This is a genomic window from Georgenia wangjunii, from assembly GCF_036421975.1.
GTDB lineage: Bacteria > Actinomycetota > Actinomycetes > Actinomycetales > Actinomycetaceae > Georgenia_A > Georgenia_A wangjunii.
Genome location: NZ_JAZGON010000005.1, coordinates 24,549 through 42,850 on the forward strand (window position 1 = coordinate 24,549; position 18,302 = coordinate 42,850).

14 protein-coding genes are annotated in these 18,302 nt (G+C 73.3%); 10 read left to right on the forward strand and 4 right to left on the reverse strand.

All coding sequences use genetic code 11. The annotated features are described in order from the left end of the window. Nucleotides 1–88: 88 nt before the first annotated feature. Genes V2J63_RS09235 through V2J63_RS15800 form a run of 3 tightly spaced genes read right to left on the reverse strand, consistent with a single transcriptional unit; the run spans nucleotide 89 to nucleotide 3,711 of the window. A complete protein-coding gene (locus V2J63_RS09235; RefSeq protein ID WP_331230745.1) occupies nucleotides 89–1,966 on the reverse strand; it encodes a carbohydrate-binding domain-containing protein in 1,878 nt (625 codons plus the stop codon). 36 nt (nucleotides 1,967–2,002) lie between these two features. Then, a complete protein-coding gene (locus V2J63_RS09240; RefSeq protein ID WP_331230746.1) occupies nucleotides 2,003–2,818 on the reverse strand; it encodes a polyphosphate polymerase domain-containing protein in 816 nt (271 codons plus the stop codon). Next, the gene (locus V2J63_RS15800; RefSeq protein ID WP_434056307.1) at nucleotides 2,815–3,711 is read right to left on the reverse strand and encodes a DUF4956 domain-containing protein; all 897 of its coding nucleotides are present in this window, start codon (nucleotides 3,709–3,711) and stop codon (nucleotides 2,815–2,817) included. Before V2J63_RS15800 ends, V2J63_RS09240 begins: the two co-directional genes overlap by 4 nt. A 213-nt stretch (nucleotides 3,712–3,924) precedes the next feature. Between V2J63_RS15800 and V2J63_RS09250 the strand changes: the two genes are divergently transcribed. From V2J63_RS09250 to V2J63_RS09285, 8 genes are all read left to right on the forward strand, one after another. Beyond that, complete coding sequence (locus V2J63_RS09250) at nucleotides 3,925–4,620, forward strand: hypothetical protein (protein WP_331230747.1); 696 nt, start codon at nucleotides 3,925–3,927, stop codon at nucleotides 4,618–4,620. A gap of 247 nt (nucleotides 4,621–4,867) precedes the next feature. Next, nucleotides 4,868–5,467 carry a DUF4126 domain-containing protein gene (locus tag V2J63_RS09255; RefSeq protein ID WP_331230748.1) on the forward strand — a complete coding sequence of 200 codons (600 nt, stop codon included), beginning with the start codon at nucleotides 4,868–4,870 and terminating at the stop codon, nucleotides 5,465–5,467. A gap of 122 nt (nucleotides 5,468–5,589) precedes the next feature. Further along, the gene (locus V2J63_RS09260; RefSeq protein WP_331230749.1) at nucleotides 5,590–6,612 is read left to right on the forward strand and encodes a LacI family DNA-binding transcriptional regulator; all 1,023 of its coding nucleotides are present in this window, start codon (nucleotides 5,590–5,592) and stop codon (nucleotides 6,610–6,612) included. 314 nt (nucleotides 6,613–6,926) lie between these two features. After that, nucleotides 6,927–8,282 carry an ABC transporter substrate-binding protein gene (locus V2J63_RS09265; RefSeq protein ID WP_331230750.1) on the forward strand — a complete coding sequence of 452 codons (1,356 nt, stop codon included), beginning with the start codon at nucleotides 6,927–6,929 and terminating at the stop codon, nucleotides 8,280–8,282. Between the two features lie 234 nt (nucleotides 8,283–8,516). After that, complete coding sequence (locus V2J63_RS09270; protein WP_331230751.1) at nucleotides 8,517–9,521, forward strand: carbohydrate ABC transporter permease; 1,005 nt, start codon at nucleotides 8,517–8,519, stop codon at nucleotides 9,519–9,521. Further along, nucleotides 9,518–10,408, forward strand: coding sequence for a carbohydrate ABC transporter permease (locus V2J63_RS09275; RefSeq protein WP_331230752.1), 891 nt, complete (start codon nucleotides 9,518–9,520; stop codon nucleotides 10,406–10,408). The genes V2J63_RS09270 and V2J63_RS09275 overlap by 4 nt, the downstream gene beginning before the upstream one ends. Before the next feature lie 166 nt (nucleotides 10,409–10,574). After that, on the forward strand, nucleotides 10,575–12,074 hold the full coding sequence (locus V2J63_RS09280; protein ID WP_331230753.1) for a GH1 family beta-glucosidase: 1,500 nt from the start codon (nucleotides 10,575–10,577) through the stop codon (nucleotides 12,072–12,074). Next, nucleotides 12,071–13,045 carry a Gfo/Idh/MocA family protein gene (locus V2J63_RS09285; protein WP_331230754.1) on the forward strand — a complete coding sequence of 325 codons (975 nt, stop codon included), beginning with the start codon at nucleotides 12,071–12,073 and terminating at the stop codon, nucleotides 13,043–13,045. The genes V2J63_RS09280 and V2J63_RS09285 overlap by 4 nt, the downstream gene beginning before the upstream one ends. Before the next feature lie 102 nt (nucleotides 13,046–13,147). Here V2J63_RS09285 and V2J63_RS09290 read toward each other — a convergent pair whose 3' ends face one another. Further along, nucleotides 13,148–14,986, reverse strand: a complete 1,839-nt coding sequence (locus V2J63_RS09290; RefSeq protein WP_331230755.1) for an HNH endonuclease signature motif containing protein — start codon at nucleotides 14,984–14,986, stop codon at nucleotides 13,148–13,150. Nucleotides 14,987–15,620: 634 nt separating this feature from the next. Between V2J63_RS09290 and V2J63_RS09295 the strand changes: the two genes are divergently transcribed. Both V2J63_RS09295 and V2J63_RS09300 read left to right on the forward strand, forming a co-directional pair. Continuing rightward, nucleotides 15,621–17,471 carry a gamma-glutamyltransferase family protein gene (locus V2J63_RS09295; protein WP_331230756.1) on the forward strand — a complete coding sequence of 617 codons (1,851 nt, stop codon included), beginning with the start codon at nucleotides 15,621–15,623 and terminating at the stop codon, nucleotides 17,469–17,471. Between the two features lie 75 nt (nucleotides 17,472–17,546). Further along, nucleotides 17,547–18,272 carry a hypothetical protein gene (locus tag V2J63_RS09300; RefSeq protein ID WP_331230757.1) on the forward strand — a complete coding sequence of 242 codons (726 nt, stop codon included), beginning with the start codon at nucleotides 17,547–17,549 and terminating at the stop codon, nucleotides 18,270–18,272. Nucleotides 18,273–18,302 lie beyond the last annotated feature (30 nt).

Here is an 18,302-nt window from a genome sequence, read left to right on the forward strand (position 1 = left end):
CCCTGTGCGCTGGCTGTGGATCGCAGGCACGACGACGCCGCCCGGCTGGGAGGACCAGTCCGGGCGGCGTCGAGAGGCGTCGGCCGCCTCAGAAGGACGGCTCACCGGCCGCGCCACCGGCGCCACCCGGACGACCGCCCGGGCCGCCACCCGCTCCGCCACCGAACATGCCGCCCGCGGCGTAGTCCCCGGCGACGACGCTGGCCACCACGCTCGCCCCCGTGAGGTCGCCGTCGTCGTGCAGCTCGGCTGTAGCCGTGCCCGCAGTGGCGCCGCCGACCACGACGTCGTACGTCTCACCCACGACGACCTCGGGGCTCGACAGCACGAGCGAGCCGAACGACTTGCCGGACTCGAAGGCTGCGACGACGTCTCCCTCGGCCGAGACGACCTGGACGACGGTGCCCGCCGCCTGGGTGTCGAACGTCGCCAGGACCGAGGCCTGCGGGGAGTCCGAGCTCGGCGCCATCGCCATCCCGGGACTGCCGACGGCCAGCAGGACGCCGCCGCTCGTCGTGAGCTCACCGTCGACGTCGAGGGCGCCGTTCATCGACTCCGTGGGTCCGGAGACGACGACGGTCCCACCCGACATGTCCACCGTGCCGTTGGAGTCGAGCCCGTCCCCGCCGGCGTCGATGGTCACGGTGCCGCCGGTGATCGTCACCGAGTACTCGGTCGACGCCGCCCCGGCCTGCGCCTGCTCCATCGGCATGCCGGCCGCGGTCCCGTCCCCGCCGGCACCGTTGATGCCGTCGTCGCTCGCGACGAGCGTGACGTCGCCGCCCGCGATCGAGATGGTCGCGGCCTCGAGCGCCTCGTAGGAGCCGGTGACCGAGACGGTCCCGGCGCTGACCGTGAGCTCCTCCTCCGCGTGCAGCCCGTCGTCCGCGCTCGCGAGGACCAGCTCTCCGCCGGCGATGGTGACGTCCTGGTCGGAGTGGACGGCGTCGTCCGCGGCGTCGACGGTGACGGCGCCGCCGTCGATGACGACGGAGACGTTCGCCTTGAGCCCCTTCGCCGAGTCGTCCGTCGAGAGGGCCGCCGTCGACCCGCCGCCCGAGGTGACGTCCACGGTGCCACCGCCGACGACGACGTCGGTGGCCGCGTCGAGGCCGTCGGCGCCCGCCTCGGTGGTCACCGTCCCGCCGAGGACGGCGACGTACCCCGCCGTGGCGTCCTCGTCGTTGTCCGCCTTGAGCCCGTCGCCCTGCGCGGTGACGCTGATGTCTCCGCCGTTGACGACGAGGTAGTCCTTGCCGCGGATACCGTCGTCGACCGCATCGACGGTGATCGAGCCGGAGTCGATGACCAGCCCGTCGCTGCTCGCGATCCCGTCGTTCGTGCTCCCGAGGACGTCGAGCGAGCCCTCGCCCGTGATCGTGAGGTCGGCCGTGGAGTAGAGGCCGGCGTCGGGCTCGTCGGAGCCGTCCTCGAGCGTGCGGGCGGCGTCGGCGAGCTGGTTCTCCGAGCCGTCGGCGAGGACGACGACGGCCTCATCGGCCTCGACGAACGCGAGCGGGGAGGTCGTGGTGCTCGTGAGGTCGACGCCGTCGAGGACCAGGCGGACGACGTCGTCGCCCGTCGAGCTGACGACGACCTGACCGTCGGAGAGAGCGCCGCTGAGCCGGTACGTGCCCGGCGCGCTGATGGTGACGGTGTCGCCGGTGATCGTCACACCGTCGCCAGAGGAGGTGGAGGCGCCGTCGGCGAGCTCGATGCTCACCTCCTCCGCCGCGTCCCACGTCTGCGCGGCGTCGTGCGCGGGCAGGTTGGCTGCCAGTGCCTCGGCCGCCGTGGCGGAGGTCGGGGCGCTGGCCGCCGTCACGGTCGTCGCCGCGGAGGCCTCTGGCTCCGGTGATACCGACTGCTCCGTGGGACCGGCGGTCGTGCCCTGGGCGGCGGAGCACCCGGCGAGGAGGCCACCGAGCAGGAGCGCGGCGGCGAGAGGGCGGATGGGGGTGCGCATTGGTTTCTCCAGATGAGTCGGGTGGGGGCCGCGAGGTCAGGCGGCGAGGTCGAGGCGGCGGACCGTGCGGTGCCACCGGTTGGAGGGGAGCTCGGGGTTGAGGGCGGCGAGCCCGGTGCCGAACTTGGAGACGGTGGTCGGGCGGTGACCGCGCACCCACAGGAGCCGGTCGACGGCGGACGGTGAGGCCCCGGTCTTCGTCTCGACGATGACGAGCCCACCGGCGCCGCGGCTGCGGGCGTCCGTGGAGGTCCACTCGAGCTCGGTGTCGAGCGTGGCGCGCGCGCCCGAGCCGGGGAGATGGAGGGTGCTGCGGCGGTAGCGCGTCGTGAGGACGGGAGCGAGGTCGGTCGCGGGCACGGCGTCGATGCAGGCCTCGGCCAGCATCGCGTCGACGAAGCGGAGGCCGCTCGCGACGAGGGTGGCGCGGTCGCCCACGTCGTACGGCTCCCGGCGCTTGACGGTCGTGCCCCGTGCGCCGCGGGTCTTCACCTCGAGCCAGCAGGTGCCGCTGTCGAGGTAGGTGCGGGTACGGACCTTGAACCGTCTGCGCCGGCGGTGGGCGGCCGACGTGTAGCTGTGCAGTGCCGGGGTGTCGAAGTAGACCGACTCGTACGCGAAGCTCCGGCGGCCGGCGATCTCGAGGACCCCCGTGCCTGCGGGCAGGGCGTCGAGGAGATCGGCGGCGTCGGCTGGGCCGAGGACGTACTTGCGGTCCACACGCGTGAGGAGCGCGGCGTGCGTGTCCAGCGTCGCGAGGTCGACGTGTGGGAGGTGCCCGAGCGGGAGCGGGCGCGTCGTGGCCGGGACGGACGCGGGCCGCAGCGGCGGGCATGCCGCACCGGCGGTCATCGGGCGCCGCTCGTGTGGCCGGCGCGCGCGACGTCGTCGCCCGCACGGACGCCGACCCGTCGAGCCGAGGTCGCCGACGTGGCCGGACCGCCACCCGAGGCCGCACTCGGGGCCCGCCCGATGCCAGCAGCGGGACTCGGGGTCGGACCGCTGCCAGAGGCGGCGCTCGGCGTCGGACCGCCGGCCGAGGCCGAGCTCGGGGTCGGACCGCTGCTAGCAGCCCCACTCGGGGTCGGACCGCTGCCGGAGACGGCGGCGCCGGAGCTCTGCGGCGCCCACCGACGCCGGCGAGGCGCACGGCCGTCCGCGCTGTACCGGACGTCGACGAGGGTCGAGTCGTTGACGAGGTCCAGCCGCTGCACGGTGGTGGAGTGCACGCGGCCACCGAGCAGCTCCTCGAGCCGGGCGGTGAGCTCGTCCTGCCGGGCGACGGCGCGGTCGAGGAGGACTGTCTCCTGCCGCAGGCCCGGCAGCAGGCGCGGGTGGTCGCCGAGGAACATGACCGCGACGATCAGGGCCATGAAGCCCATGCTCACCGGGGCCGACGTCACGTCGAGGCCCCCGAGCAGACCGAGTGCGAGAGCGGAGAAGTAGTAGGCGACCTCGCGCTGGGAGAGCTCCGTCGAGCGGAGCCGGATGATGGAGAGCACTCCGAACAGGCCGAGACCGAGGCCGGCTCCGACGGTGCTCGAGGAGAGTGCCGCCGCGACGGCCAGGACACCGACGTTGACGCCGAGATAGGCGACGGCCAGGTCCCGCCGTCGGTGGCGCGGGAGGTACAGCGCGAAGGTGAGGAGCGCGACGGCAACGACGTCGGCGAGGATCAGGAGGAGGTTCGGCACGGTGGACGCTCCGGAGTGGGTGGAGAAGATCTGACGTGAACAGTCAGCCACCGCGCCCTTCGTCATCCCTGTGCCGGTCCTGTGAGGGGCATGTGAGAGCCGGCGCCGGCGCGCGGCGCCCCGTCTGGCGACCCCGCCCTCACCGCTTCCGGTGATCCCCAGCCGCCCGACAGCGGCGTCACAGCGTGCCTGCAGGTTGCGCGGCGAACGTCGGTCGTGCGGACCACACCGGACCACCGCACCCGGACGACAGTTGGAGACACCATGCGTAGAACCACCAGGCTCACCGCGATGGGCGCCGCGGGGCTCGCGGGCCTCGTCCTCACCGGCGCCGCGTTGCTTCCCGCGAGCGCGGAGACCGCGCCGGACCAGACGTCGACGACGAGCGAGCCGGCACTCGCCGACCGGCTCGAGCGGCTGAAGGAAGCCCTTTCTGGCCTCGTCGACGACGGCACCCTCACGCAGGAGGCCGCGGACTCCGTGGCCGAGACGCTCGCCGGCTCGGACGTCCTCGCTGGCCGCGGGCACCACGGCGCCCGCGGCACGGGCGGTGTCTCGCTCGACGCCGCCGCCGAGGCGCTGGACCTGACGACCGAGGAGCTGCGCGCCGAGCTCGAGCAGGGGTCGACCTTGGCGGACGTCGCCGAGACCCAGGGGGTCGAGACGGCCGCTGTCGTCGACGCCCTCGTCGAGGCGGCGTCGGAGCGGCTCGAGGCGGCGGTGGCGGACGGCAGCCTCAGCCAGGCGGAGGCAGACGAGAGGGCGGCCGCGCTCGAGAAGCGCATGACGGAGGCGGTCGAGCAGGGCGTGGCACCCGGCAGGCGGGGCGGTCGGTCCGCTCCCGCACCGGCGGGCCGTGGCGACGGCGGCACGACCGAGGCGCCGGAGGGCCTGGACGGTCCGACGGCGGGCTCCACGAGCGGTGCGTCGTTCGAGCAGTCAGCCGGCGACACCGTCTGACCTCCGCTCGGGCGCGTGAGCGGAGGGCGCCCCGCTGCCGTCGACGCCGTGGGCGTGGCGGACGCGGTGGCGGGGCGCAGCCCTACCCGCGAGCACGGGCGAGGCGAGGCGGGACGTGACCGTCACCTCGGAGACGAAGATCCGCGCTGCCCCGCCCGCATCAGGCGTCCTAGCCCCGACCCGGGTCGGCGCTCGCGGACCCCACGCCGCAGGGGCGGGCACGGGTGGGCCGTGGGACTCTGCTCAGATGCTCGAGCTTCTCACTGGCTCCGGGATGGCGCTCGCCGCCGGCCTCAACGCCTTCATCCCCCTGCTCGGCATCGGCCTGCTCTCGCGGTTCACCGACCTCCTCACCCTCCCGGCGGGGTGGCAGTGGATCGAGAGCACCCCCGCACTCATCATCCTCGGCGTCCTCCTCGTCGTGGAGGTCGTCGCGGACAAGATCCCCGCGATCGACTCCGTCAACGACCTCCTCCAGACGGCGGTGCGCCCGGCGTCCGGCGGGATCGTCTTCGCCGCCGGGTCCTCGTCACAGACCGCAGCCGTGACCGACCCCGCCACCCTCCTGCAGGACTGGCAGTGGGTGCCCGTCGCGCTCGGCGTCCTCCTCGCGCTCACGACGCACACGACGAAGGCACTGTCCAGGCCCGTCATCGACGCATCGACCATGGGGGTCGGGGCCCCGGTCACCTCGACGGCCGAAGACGCCTCGTCCGTCGGGCTCGTCCTCGCCGCCGTCCTCGCCCCCGTGCTCGTCGGCGTGGCCATCGTCGTCGTCGCCGTCCTTCTCGTCATCGTCGTCCGCCGGTGGCTCCGCTACCGCGACGCGCAGCCCCGGGCAGGGTGACGGTCACGCGGTAGCTGGCGCCCCCTCGCCGTCGGGCATCCTCCGACGGCCCGCCGGGCAGGTGTGCATACTGTGGACCGTGGCGACCGCCCGCATGACGCGCACCCGAGGGAAGTAGGCCGATGACCCCGCCCGCGAAGGGATCCGGCGCCACCCTCGACACGGTGGCTCGCCTGGCCGGGGTCTCGCGTGCCACCGCGAGCCGCGTCCTCAGCGGCGACGCCCGGGTCAGCGACCGGGCACGCGAGGCGGTCCGGAGCGCAGCGGCCGAGCTGTCCTACGTCCCCCAGCAGGCGGCGCGCTCGCTCGCGACGCGCCGGAGCGACTCGCTCGCGTTCGTCGTCTCGGAGTCCGGGGACCGGTTCTTCGCCGACCCGTTCTTCGCCAACGTCCTGCGCGGGGCGCAGGCGGCGGCCGCCGAGCGCCGCCGGCAGCTGTTCTTCCTCGTCGTGGCGAACGACGACGACCGGGCCCGCCTCGAGGAGTACGCCGCCGGGGGCCACCTCGACGGCGCCATGTTCCTCTCGGTCCACGGCGACGACCCCATGCCCGCCCGCGTCCAGCGCCTCGGGATCCCGGTCGTGCTCGCCGGGCGCCCCCCGAGCCGGCGCGTCGCGCTCCCCTACGTCACCCCCGACAACGTCAACGGCGGTCGCCTTGCCGCGCAGGTGCTCCTCGCCCGCGGCTGCCGTCGGCCCGTCACCATCTCCGGCCCGGCTGACATGACCGCCACGAGCGACCGGCTCCTCGGCTTCCGGTCCGAGCTCGCGGACAACGGGATCGACCTCCCGGCCGAGCGGGTGGCCGCGGGCGACTTCTCGCTCCCGAGCGGCTACCGCGCCATGGCGGACCTCCTCGACCGTGCGAGCGACATCGACGCCGTCTTCGCTGCGAACGACCTCATGGCCGTCGGGGCGTTGCGCGCGCTGCGTGAGCGCGGCCTTCGGGTGCCTGACGACGTCGCCGTCGTCGGGTACGACGACGTCCCCCTCGCCGCCGAGGCCGACCCGCCGCTGACGACGGTGCGCCAGCCGCTCGAGGCCATGGGGCGCCACATGACCCGCATGCTCATCGACCTCGCCGACGGCGGCGACGCCACCTCGGTCACGCTCGCGACGGAGCTCGTCACCCGCGACTCCGCTTGACCGCGAGGCCGGAGGAGACGGGGGCTCGTCACCCCGACTCCGCGTAGCGCGAGACCGGAGGACGGGCCGGAGGACGGGCCGGCGGACGGGCCGGCACGTCGTCGACCTGGCGACTACCTGGCGAACTCCCGCTCGACAACCCCTTGACACGAATACGTCACACCCGAGAGAGTGTGCGAACGGCGTGGAACCGCTTCCATAGCGTCCATACCGAGTTCCGCGACCTGCCCAGGACGAGCTGGGTGGCACCCGGGTCACCAGAAAGAGCTGGCGGCCCCCCGTACCAGCCGGCCCACGGGCCGGGAGGAGGAACCATGCGCACCACACGTGGAAAGTCCGCCGTCGTCCTGGCGGCCATGACCGCAGGGGCACTGACGCTGTCCGCCTGCGGCGGCGCCGCCGACGCGAGCGGCGACGGCGAGAGTTCGGGCTCGGCCTCGGGCTCGGGCTCGAGCTCGAGCAGCACCTCCGGTGGAGGCGAGACGACGACGCTCACCGTCGCCCTGTTCGGGACATTCGGCTACGAGGAGTCGGGCCTGTTCGAGCAGTACATGGAGGAGAACCCGGACATCCGGATCGAGTACGAGTCCACCCAGGGCGAGGACAAGTACTGGCCCGCGCTGCAGACGAAGCTCAACTCGGGCAGCGGGACCGCCGACATCCAGGGTATCGAGGTGGCGCGCATCGCCGACGTCACGGCGAACCAGGCGGACCTGTGGACGGACCTGTCCGAGACGGCTGCCGGCGACCAGGTCGCGAACTACGTCGAGTGGAAGGCCGCCGCGGCCACGACCGAGGACGGGCGCGTCGTCGGCCTCGGCACAGACATCGGGCCGATGGGCCTGTGCTACCGCACCGACCTCTTCGAGCAGGCCGGCCTGCCGACCGACCCGGAGGAGCTCGCGGGCGAGCTCGGCTCGTGGGAGGAGTTCCTCGCCCTCGGCGAGGAGTTCGCGGCCAGCGCCCCCGAGGGCAGCGCGTTCCACGACTCCGCCGGCGGCCTCTACAACGCCATCATCTCCACCGAGTCGGAGATCTACTACGACGCCGACGGCGAGCTCGTCGTCGACTCCAACGAGGCCGTCCGCGACGCCTTCGACCTCGCCGCACGTGCGGGCCAGGAGGGCCTGACGGCCAAGCTCGAGCAGTTCGTCGACCCCAGCTGGGACGCCGGGTTCGGCAGCGGCACCTTCGCCTCCATCGCCTGCCCCTCATGGATGATCGGCTACATCAAGGGCAAGGCCGGCGACGCCGGCAGCGGGCAGTGGAACATCACGACGCTGCCCGGTGGCCAGGGCGGCAACTGGGGCGGGGCCTACCTCGGCATCCCGGCCGCCAGCGAGAACAAGGAGGAGGCCGCCGAGCTCATCGCGTGGCTCACGGACGCCGAGCAGCAGGCCGCGGTCTTCACCAACGTCGGCAACTTCCCCTCCAACACCGGTGCCATCGAGCTCGTCGCGGACGCCACCGACGAGTACTTCAACGACGCGCCCATCGGCGAGGTGTTCACCACCTCGGCCCAGAACGCGCCGACGCAGATCCTCGGCCCGGACGACGGCGTGGCCAAGAACGCCCTCGTCCAGGCCCTCCTCTCCGTCGAGGTCAACGGGGTCAGCCCCGAGGACGCCTGGGAGAACGGGGTCTCCACGATCCTCAACCAGGTCAGCTAGGCCCCCGCGCGGGGCGGGCGCCACTGCCCGCCCCGCGCCGCGGCCCGGCCGTGGCGCCACCGCCCGCCGGAGCGCCCCGCGGTGGTCGCGTTCACCTGCGCACCACCGTCGCCGACCGCGGCGCGCCACGGTCGCCGCCCACCCGCCGCACCACCGTCGTCGCCCGCGACGCGCACCACCGCCGCGTCCGCCCGTCGCCCCACCGGCGTCGTCCGCGTCCATCGAGAGGTAGCCATGACGTCCATCACCACCCGGCCCGCGGTCGCGGCCCCCGACCCCGAGCCGCCACCGGCCACCCCGCCGGACGTCCCGCGACGCACCCTGCGGTCCCGGGTCTTCCGCTGGGAGGCGAGGTCGGCGCCGTACGTCTACGTCGCGCCGTTCTTCATCCTCTTCGTCGCGTTCGGCCTGTTCCCGCTCATCTACACGGCATGGGTGAGCCTCTACGACTTCTCCCTCAACTCGGAGATGACGTGGGTGGGCCTGGGCAACTTCACGTGGCTGTTCACGAACGAGAAGTTCTACAACGCCCTGTTCAAGACGGTGACGATCGGGATCCTGTCGACCGTCCCCCAGCTCCTCATCGCGCTGGGGCTCGCGCACCTCCTCAACTACAAGATGCGGGCGCGCAACTTCTTCCGGATCGCGATGATCATGCCGTACGCCACCTCCGTGGCGGCGTCGACGCTCGTCTTCGCACAGATCTTCGGCCGGGACGGCGGCTTCGCCAACTGGACGCTCTCGCTCATCGGCATCGATGCCATCGACTGGCGCAACGGCGACCTCAGCGCGCAGATCGCCATCGCCGTCATCGTCACGTGGCGGTGGACGGGGTACAACGCCCTCATCTACCTCGCCGGGATGCAGTCCATCCCCTACGACCTCTACGAGGCCGCCTCGCTCGACGGCGCCAGCCGCTGGCAGCAGTTCCGGTACATCACGCTGCCGGGCCTGCGCCCGACGATCCTCTTCACGGTCGTCGTCTCCACGATCGGCGCCACCCAGCTCTTCGGTGAGCCCCTCCTCTTCGGCGGCGGCACGCCCAACGGCGGTGCGGTCAACCAGTACCAGACGCTCGGCCTCTTCATGTACCAGCAGGGGTGGCAGTTCGGGAGCCTCGGACGCGCGGCAGCCGTCGCATGGGTGACCTTCCTGCTCATCGTCGTGCTGGTCGCGCTCAACGCGGCCCTCGTGCGCTGGCGCACCCGCGAACGACTCGCAGACGGAGGCGGACGATGACCGCGACCCTCGAACGCCCCCCGGCCATCCCGGGGACCACGCTCGCCGCTCCCCGGCGACGCCGGCGCGGCAACGACTCCGCCGGCTGGGCGACCTACGCGATCATGATCGTCACGGCGGTCCTGTTCGTCGCGCCCTTCTACTACATGATCGTCGCCGGCAGCCGACCCATGTCGGAGATGGTCGCCTCGCCGCCGCCGCTCACGCCGGGCCCGCACCTGTGGGCGAACATCCAGACCGCGCTCGAGCAGCAGAACATCGGCCTGGCGATCCTCAACTCGACGATCGTCTCCGGTGCCATCACGATCACGACGTTGCTCTTCTGCACCCTCGCCGGGTTCGCGTTCGCCAAGCTCCGCTTCCGCGGTAAGAAGGTGCTCTTCACGATCGCGATCGGGACGATGATGATCCCGCCGACGCTCGGCGTCGTCCCCCTCTACATGGTCATGGCTGAGCTCGACCTCGCCGGACGACTGCCCTCGGTCATCCTCCCCACCCTCGTGACGGCGTTCGGGGTGTTCTTCATGCGGCAGTACCTGTCCCAGTCGCTGCCCGACGAGCTGCTCGAGGCCGCCCGCGTCGACGGCGCGACGTCGCTCCGGACCTTCTGGAGCATCGTGCTGCCGATCGCACGTCCCGGCATGGCCGTGCTCGGCATGCTCACGTTCATGACGGCCTGGAACGACTTCTTCTGGCCCGTCATCACCCTCAACTCGTCCAACCCGACCGTCCAGGTCGCGCTCAACAACCTCGGCAGCGGCTACGTGCCGGACACGGCCATCATCATGGCCGGAACGCTCGTCGGCACCCTGCCGGTCATCCTCGTCTTCATCGTCCTCGGACGGCAGATCGTCAGCGGGATCATGGCCGGCGCGGTCAAGGGCTGAGCCCCGCTGCGGCCCCGCGACGGTCGGGCGGCGACGTTCGGACTCCGAGCTCCCGCCGTCGGACTGATGAGCCGCACACCGCCAGAGCACCGGCCGGCAGGCCGACCCACGAACCAACCCCACCACCGCAGAACGGAGCGGGGCGTCAGCGCGCCCTCACACCCACATGAGCATCCAGACCAGACCTCAGACCACGTCGACGACGACGGCTCCCCCCGCCCCGGAGGTGACGGCGACGCCCTCGCCCGTGACCGACCGGCCGACCGGCCAGCACATCCCCAAGGACTTCCTCTGGGGCGCTGCCACCGCCGCCTACCAGATCGAGGGGGCGGTCCGCGAGGGCGGTCGCACGCCGTCGATCTGGGACACGTACAGCCACACGCCCGGGAAGGTGCTCGGCGGGGACACGGGTGACGTCGCGGACGACCACGTCCACCGCTACGTCGAGGACGTCGCGATCATGAAGGAGCTCGGCCTGCAGACGTACCGGTTCTCGATCGCCTGGCCGCGGATCACGCCGGGGGTCACGGCGGCCCGCCTCGGACCGGTCAGCGAGGAGGGGCTCGACTTCTACTCACGGCTGGTCGACGAGCTCCTCGCCGCGGGGATCGCGCCCGCTGCGACGCTCTACCACTGGGACCTCCCCCAGGCGCTCGAGGACGAGGGCGGATGGACCAACCGCGCGACGGCGGAGCGCTTCGCCGAGTACGCCGCGGTCGTGGCGGAGCGCCTCGGCGACCGGATCGGCACGTTCATCACGCTCAACGAGCCGTGGTGCTCCGCCTACCTCGGGTACGGCAGCGGCGTCCACGCGCCGGGGCGCACGGACCACGCCGCCGCGCTCACGGCGGTGCACCACCTCAACCTCGCGCACGGGCTCGCCGCGACGGCGATCCGTGCCCACCGCCCGGACGCGACGGTCGGGCTCACCCTCAACCTCGCCTGGGTGCGCGCCGCGGGCGAGTCCGAGGCGGACGCCGAGGCGGCCCGGCGCGTCGACGGCCTGCAGAACCGGGTCTTCCTCGACCCCGTGCTCCAGGGCACGTACCCCCGCGACATCCTCGTCGCGACGTCGTCGGTGACGGACTGGTCGTTCGTCCGTCCCGGGGACCTCGAGCTCATCCACCAGCCGCTCGACCTGCTCGGCGTGAACTACTACAGCCCGACGGTCGTGCGTGCGTACGACGGCGTCGGGGAGCGGCAGGAGGCCGACGGGCACGGCGACAGCGCAGCCAGCCCGTGGCCGGCGTGCGCGGACCTCGAGTTCCCGGCGCAGCCCGGCCCGTACACCGCGATGGGCTGGTCGATCGACGCGCGCGGCATGACCGAGCTGCTCCTGCGGATGCACCGCGAGCACCCGGGCCTCGACCTCATGGTGACGGAGAACGGGGCGGCCTTCCCGGACGCCGTCGGGCCGGACGGCGCCATCCGCGACGAGGACCGGATCGCTTACCTGCGTGACCACATCGACGCCGTCAGCGACGCCATCGCTGCCGGCGCGCCAGTGCGGGGCTACTTCGTGTGGTCGCTCCTCGACAACTTCGAGTGGGGGTACGGCTACTCCAAGAGGTTCGGGATCGTCCACGTCGACTACGAGACGCAGGAGCGCACCCTCAAGGCGAGCGCGCACTGGTACGCCGGCACGATCCGCGCGCACACGTCGTGACCTGGCGGTGGGGCGTCCTCGGGACCGGGCGCATCGCGGCGACGATCTCGGCCGAGCTGGCCCTCGTCGACGGGGCGCAACGCTGGGCGGTTGCCTCCCGGGACTGCGAGCGGGCGCGCGCCTTCGCGGGTTCGCACGGGTTCGCCCGGTCCTACGGGTCGTACGAGGGCCTCGTTGCGGACCCCGACGTCGACGTCGTCTACGTCGCCACCCCGCACGCACAGCACCTCGCCGCGGCGCGGCTCGCCCTCGAGGCCGGCAAGGCCGTGCTCGTCGAGAAGCCCTTCACGACGACGCAGCCGGACGGCTCGACGCTCGCCGCCCTCGCGACCGCCCGGGGACTGTTCTGCATGGAGGCGATGTGGACGCGCTTCCTGCCGAACACCGAGCACCTGCTCGAGCTCGTCACCGGCGGAACGCTCGGCGAGCCACGCACCGTCCACGCGGACATCGGCTGGCCGGTGCCGGTCGACGAGGCCAGCCGGTTCTACTCCCCCGCGCTCGGCGGCGGGGCGATGCTCGACGGCGGGGTGTACGCCGTCGCCCTGGCTCACCTCGTCCTCGGCTCGCCGCACGAGGTGCACGCGGTTGGGTCGCTCGCGGCGACGGGTGTCGACACGGACGTCTCGGTGCTCCTCGGGTACGCGGGCGGCGCCTCGGCGCTGCTGTCGACGTCGATCGCGAGCCACCGGTCGCGGCAGGCGTGGGTCGACTGCACCGACGGGTGGGTCGAGCTCGCCGGCTCGTTCGAGCAGATGCCCGCGCTGCGTGTGCACCGAGGGGGCCGGACCGAGCACGTCGAGCGGCGGCACGTGGGCCGCGGGTACGTCCACATGCTGCGGCACGTGCAGGACTGCCTCGCCGCCGGCCTGACAGAGAGCCCCCTGTGGCCGTTGAGCTCGACGCTCGAGGTGGCACACGTCATGGACCGGGCGCTCGGCCGGATCGGCGCGGTGACGGCAGAGGTCTGACCGGTGCGGCGTCTTGCCCTGCGCGCAGGGGGCACAGGGCGCGACGCCGGTCCGATGTCCTAGCGCGCACCCTTCGCATCGCCCGGGTCTCCGCCTTGTGGCTCAGAGAGGCGGGTCGCCGACGTCGAAAAGGATGGGCGCGTACTTCGGGGGTCGATTGCGCGTGGTCCGGCGAGTTGACGGTGGGCGATCGCGGCCAGGCCCAGTCGCCCCCGGTGTCGTAGGCGGTGCGGTCGTCCCCGTAGTCGTAGGCGGTGCGGTCGTCACGTTCGTGGGCGGAGCCGTCCCCTGGGCCCCGGGCGGAGCCGTCCCCTCGGCAGTGGGCGGAGCTGCTTCTCCGATACCGCCGAGGGCCGCCTCGGTGACCGTGAACAACCCTGTCCCCTGCGTCGAGGGCAGTCCTCTCCGCTCGGTCGTCGGCAGGGGTGTCCCGGTGCCGGGTCGTGGTGGTGTGAGGCCGTCGGGCTCGTTCTTTCCCGCGCAAGCGGAGCGCTTCGGTCGCGCGGTGTAGAGGCTGGTGCCGATGGGGGTGCCGTGTCGGTCGTGGAAGGCGTGGCCGCCGGGCAGGGTGGTGATGCGGATGTGGTCGGCGTGGACGCGGTGGTGGTGGTAGCTGCACAGCGTGAGGCCGTTCTCGATGGAGGTCGCTCCGCCGTTGGACCACCAGGTGATGTGGTGGACCTCGCACCACGAGGCGCGCAGGGTGCACTCGGGCCACTGGCAGTGCCGGTCCCGGGCGGTCACGGCTCGGCGCAGCTCGCGGGTGTAGTGGCGCTGGGTCTGTCCGACGTCCGTCGGGACGCCGTGGGCGTCGAGGACGATGCGCGTCATCTCGCAGTCGCACATGATCCGGGCGAGCTCGGTCAGGGGCACGATCGAGCCGTCCTCGAGGATGGCGGGTTCGACGTGGGGAAGGGCTGGCAGCGGCCGCAGCGGCGGGAGCTGCCACGTCCCGTCGGTGGGCGTGCCGTCCTCGCCGGTCCTCGTACCACCCCGCCCTGCGCAGTCGCTATCCCGGTCCGCCGGGGCTCCACCGCCGTCGGTGCCCGACGCGTCCGAGTGGCCGTCCGCCACGCCGGCCGCGCCCGCCACGCCCGCCACGCCGGCCGCGCCCGCCACGCCCGCCACGCCGGCCGCGCCGGCCGTGCCGGGCCGGGTGCCGGCGCTCGGGTCGGTGTCGTCGGGCTCGGGGCGGTAGAAGGAGTGGCCGGGCTGCCCGGGCCCGGGCGGCGGGGTCGCAAGGACCCGGTCGAGGTCGGCCCGGTGACGCACGACGTCGGTCCAGGTCTCCTCGGTGACCAGGAGCGAGAGGTGGGGGCGGATCTGGGCGCCGTTGCGGTCGGCGCCGACCTGCAGGACGCGGGCGGCCATGGTGACCAGGGCATCGGCGCGGCGCTGCTCGCGGGTGCGGGTGTCGTCCTTGGCGGGCTTGCCGACGATGGCGTCGATCGCGGTGTCCACGGTCGTGCCGTCGACGTCGTCGAGGAAGAACTCACCCTTCCTCCCGCCCGCAGACCGTCGCATCGTCAGCGTCCGGCGGGCGTGGACGGCATCGAAGCTCGCCTGTGCGGCGGCGGCGTCGATCGCCGCCGCCCGCGTCTTGGCGGTCCTGGCGAGCTCGGGCGCGGCCACGGTCGCGGCGAGGTCGAGGAGCTCGGTACCCAGGTCCCCCTCCAGGGCGTCCTTGACCTCGGGCGAGGCGTGCTCCCGTAACCGGGTCAACGTCTTGGCGTGCTCCAGGGTGATCGTGCCGTCCTGGACTGCGCCGGCGACGCCGGGCATCGCGTCCAGGCCCTCGGCCAGGCCCAGCTCCCCGGCCGCGGCCCCGCGACCGGCGCCGGTGGTCCGCGAGCGCCAGTCGGTGAAGTCCCGGTCCCGCGCTGTGCCCCACCTCCCGTCCTCCTTGTGCGCCAGGAGCACCTGCCCCCGGTACAGAGTCACGTCCCGGACGATCGCGTCCAGGGAGCCGATCACCGACTCCCGCTCACCGCGCTCCCAGTCCTTGGCCGACGCACCCGGTGCACCCGCTCGCAGCCCAGCCAGCGCCGCACACACCGCCGACACGAGGACCGTCGGGGGGTGCCGTGACGCTGCCCTGGGAGCGGTCAGCGTCGGCTGAACTGCACCCACTACCGGCCGTCTCGGCTGAGCCGCCCCCAGTGACGTCGACGTCGGCTGAACCGCGGCCACCGGGGGGAGTGGAGCTGGCGATCGTGGCGCCGGCATCGGTCGCCCTGGAACGCCCGGCGGCACGACCGGCGGCACGACCGGCGTCGTGCCCGGGCTGGTCGACCGCCCAGGGGGCGAAGGAGGCTCCCATACCGGCTGTAGGCGGCGTCTGCGGCCCGCACGCGCCGCCCGGCGCGGTGAGGACATCACGCTGCTGGTCCGGCCCCACGTCCGCCGGCATCGCCGCCATCGTCCTCACCTCCGCTCTACCTCGAACGCTTGTGTGAAGACTAAGGCGGAGCACTGACATCGCTCCGCGGCCTGTGCACACCGCCGAACTGCCCGGCGTCGCCGTCAGCCGCGGCCACCTCGCGGCACCAGCAGCCAGCGAGGAAGATGATCGCCCATGACGTACACCGCTCCCCCGGCCTTCACGACCCGCCCGACCCTGCAGGGCACCTTCGGCATGAGCGCGACGACGCACTGGCTCGCCACCGCGTGCGCCCAGTCCGTGCTCGAGCGCGGAGGCAACGCCTTCGACGCGGCGGCAGCCGCGGGGTTCGTCCTCCACGTCGTCGAGCCGCACCTCAACGGTCCCGGCGGAGACATGACGGCCATCTTCGCCACCGCGACCGACCCGACCCCCACCGTCCTCATGGGTCAGGGACCTGCCCCCATCGGCGCCACGTGCGAGCACTACCTCGCCGAAGGCCTCGAGCTCGTGCCCGGCTCCGGTGCCCTCGCCGCGGCCGTGCCCGGCGCCGTCGATGCCTGGCTCGTCCTTCTGCGCGACCACGGCACGTGGGAGCTTGCGGACGTCCTCGCCTACGCCATCGGCTACGCCCGCGACGGGCACCCCGTGCTCGAGCGGGTCGGCGCGACGATCGGCGCCGTCGCCGACCTCTTCCGCCAGCACTGGCCGTCCTCCGCCCAGCAGTGGATGCCCGCGGGCCGGCCGCCCCGCGCCGGCGAGACCGTCCGGAACGAGGCCTACGCCCGCACCCTCGAGCGCCTCCTCGAGGCCGGGCACGCGACGACGAGCACCGGTCCGGCCGGCACGCGCGTCGACGCCGGCCCCGTCGGCAGCCGCGAGGACCGGATCGAGGCCGCCCGGAGCGAGTGGCGCGAGGGCTTCGTCGCCCGCGCGGCCGTCGACTTCCTCCGGACCCCGCACCGGCACTCCTCGGGCACCGACCACGCGGGCGTCATGACGGTCGAGGACTTCGCCGCGTTCTCAGCCGGGTACGAGCCCGCGACGACGCTCGAGTTCCGCGGCCTCACCATCGCCAAGACCGGCGCCTGGGGTCAGGGGCCGGCGCTCCTGCAGACCCTCGCCATCCTCGACGGCTTCGACGACGACCACCTCGACCCCTCGACCGCCGTCGGCGCGCACACGATCCTCGAGGCGCAGAAGCTCGCCCTCGCGGACCGCGAGGCGTACTACGGCGACGACGACGTCCCTCTCACCACGCTGCTCTCGCCCGCCTACGCCGCCGAGCGGCGCGCCCTCATCACCGACCGCGCCTCCGCCGAGCTGCGCCCCGGCACGCCAGAGGGACGCACGCCCTTCGTGCCGCCGCTGCGCACCGAGTACACGCCGCCGACGGCGCAGGGCCGGGCCAGCATGGCGGGCGTCGGCGAGCCGACGGTCGCCCCGACCGGCGAGACCCGCGGAGACACCTGCCACATCGACGTCGTCGACCGCTGGGGGAACATCATCTCCGCGACCCCGTCCGGCGGCTGGCTCCAGTCCTCGCCGACGATCCCCGAGCTCGGCTTCTGCCTCGGTTCCCGCCTGCAGATGTGCTGGCTGGAGCCCGGGTCCCCGGCGACGCTCACGCCAGGTCGGCGCCCCCGCACCACGCTGACCCCGACTCTCGTCCTCACCGGCGGCCGCCCCACGCTCGCACTCGGATCTCCGGGCGGGGACCAGCAGGACCAGTGGCAGCTCCTCTACCTCCTGCGCACGATCGTCGGCGGGTACGCCCCGCAGGAGGCGATCGACGCCCCGATGCTCCACACGACGTCGGTGCCCGGCTCCTTCTGGCCGCGCACATGGACACCGGCGGGCGCCGTCGTCGAGGACCGTCTCGGCGAGGACGTCATCGCCGACCTCGAGCGGCGCGGGCACCGGGTGTCACGATCCGGGCCGTGGACGCTCGGCCGCCTCTCCTGCGTCGGCGTCGACCCCGCCACCGGCGTCCTCAGCGCGGCGGCCAACCCCCGCGGCGCCCAGGGCTACGCCGCGGGGCGCTGACGCAGGCAGCCGCGCCGCGGCCAGCCCGATCCGAGGCCTTCCGCACGAACCCGAGCGGGTCTAGCCTCGGCGAGCATGGAGCTCCTGCTCGGCGCCGCCGCCGCAGTGCTCGGCCTGCTCGCGGTCGCGCTGTTCACGCCGCTCGGCGACCGGGTCCGCTCCTGGTCGACGGGTCGCTTCTCCAGCTCCGGCCTCGCGGTCCACGTCGAGACGGACCCGGCGAAGATCGACCTCAGCTACCTCACCTTCTCCGACTCCTACTTCTTTCCCGGCGGTGCGTTCCCGCAGTCGGTCCCGAATGAGCCGGGCGCCGGGTGGTGGCGCTGGGCGCACGACCACGGGGCCGAGGACGCAGCCTCGACGACCCTGCTCGTCACACTCCAGGCTCTCTCCGACGCGGCCTTGATCATCGACGTCCCGCGCCTCCACGCGGAGCCGGTCGACGTCGGTGCCGGGGTCCTCGCCGACCAGGGGCTGGGTGGCGGGGCTCCGGTCACGCCCCGGGTCTACGTCATCGACATCGACGGCAAGGACCCGGGTGTGCACTACAGCGACCCTGGCTCCGCGGAGCCGAGAGCGCCGTCATTCACGCTGGCGAAGGGTGACACCGAACGCCTCCTCATCAAGGTCCGCGTCGATTCGGGCGCCTACGCCTGGTGGCTCGAGCTGCCCATCGTCTGCAACGGTCGGGCCGGTGTCCACCGCATCGACGACCACGGCGAGCCGTTCACGACCGTGGGGTGGCGCGGTCGTGACGGGGCGACCTGGAGCGGGGGCAGGTGGCGGCAGTGGCGGGCGTGACCGGGCGCGCGCAGCTCGCCCGGCACGCAC